This window comes from Roseomonas sp. TAS13, from assembly GCF_001950415.1.
Lineage (GTDB): Bacteria > Pseudomonadota > Alphaproteobacteria > Acetobacterales > Acetobacteraceae > Roseomonas > Roseomonas mucosa.
This window is the reverse complement of sequence record NZ_BDLP01000673.1, coordinates 1-1,205: the sequence shown is the minus strand read 5'-3', so window position 1 is coordinate 1,205 and position 1,205 is coordinate 1. Positions and strand designations below refer to the sequence as shown.

The 1,205-nt window shown below is 73.2% G+C and carries 1 protein-coding gene; it reads right to left on the bottom strand.

Annotated features, from left to right (window positions below; all coding sequences use genetic code 11):
• Positions 1-239: 239 nt before the first annotated feature.
• Positions 240-1,205, bottom strand: a complete 966-nt coding sequence (locus tag ROTAS13_RS24740; RefSeq protein WP_371329389.1) for a tyrosine recombinase XerC — start codon at positions 1,203-1,205, stop codon at positions 240-242.

Sequence of the window (1,205 nt, the reverse complement as noted above, 5' to 3'; positions counted from 1 at the left end):
GCAGGTGGGGCAGGGGCATGGGGCGGGGGCCTCGCGCGACGCACCGGCCGCGTGGGACCAGACCCGGAGGCATGGCGACGCGGCATTCCCGGCCGCGTCCGGGATGGGGCGGCCGGGAATTCCAGTGCAGGGATGGGCTGGGGTGGGCCATCGGGCGCGGTTCGCCCGCTGGCCTTGACTTTCTAGGATAAAAATCCTATCAAGTCAAGGAAATCGCCCATTGATGAATCCGCGCCGCTTCAGCCGCCGCGCGGATGCGCCTTGCGCCAGGTCTCCAGCAGGCCCGCCGCATCCACCGCGGCATAGCGCTGGGTGGTGGACAGGCTGGCATGGCCCAGCAGCTCCTGGATCACGCGCAGGTCGGCACCGCCGCCCAGCAGATGGGTGGCGAAGGAATGGCGCAAGGCATGCGGGGTGGCGTGTTCCGGCAGGCCGGCGAGGCGCCGGTGGTTCTGGATCAGCTTGCGGGCCAGGGCATCGTGCAGGCGCCCGCCCCGGGCCCCGATGAAGAGCGGGTCCTCCGGCCGGGCGCCGGGGCGATGGCGGAGGGACTCTGCGATGGCCGCAGCCACGGCGGGGAGGACAGGGACGAGCCGCTCCTTGTCGCCCTTGCCGCGGATGCGGAGCGTGCCGCCCGGCTGCGGCGCGTCGCGGACATCGAGGGACAGCGCCTCGGAGATGCGGAGCCCGGCGCCGTAGAGCAGCGTGAAGAGGGCGTTGTCGCGGGCGGATAGGGCGGGGTCGTCCTGGCCCTGGCCGATTTCCGCCGCCACGCCGCGCGCCTGGGCGGCGGTGAGGGCCTTGGGGATGGGGGGCTTGAGCCGTGGGCCGCGCAGCCCGGCCAGCATGTCCAGCGGCAAGCCGTGGCGGCGGGCCAGCCAGCGCAGAAAGGCCCGCACGGCGGCGAGCTGGCGGGCACGGGTGGCATTGCCGGCGCCGTCCTCCTGCCGCCGGGCGAGGAAGGCGCGGAGATCGGCGGGGCGGAGCGCGGCCAGGGCGGCGAGGTCGGGCTCGCCGCCCAGGTGATGGGTCAGGAAGCCCAGGAAATCCGCCAGGTCGCGGCCATAGGCGGTGATCGTGTGGCGACTGGAAAGGCGCTCCCCGGCGAGCCAGTCGAGAAAGGCGGCGCGGGCGGCGATGGCGCCAAGGGCGGCGGATTCCGGTGGCATGGCCTGTCTCTTGATCACAAGTCTCGACGTCAGCAT

Bases quoted from the DNA above. Each gene is read 5' to 3' on its own strand.
- ROTAS13_RS24740 (WP_371329389.1), bottom strand. From the start codon at position 1,205: ATGCTGACGTCGAGACTTGTGATCAAGAGACAGGCCATGCCACCGGAA.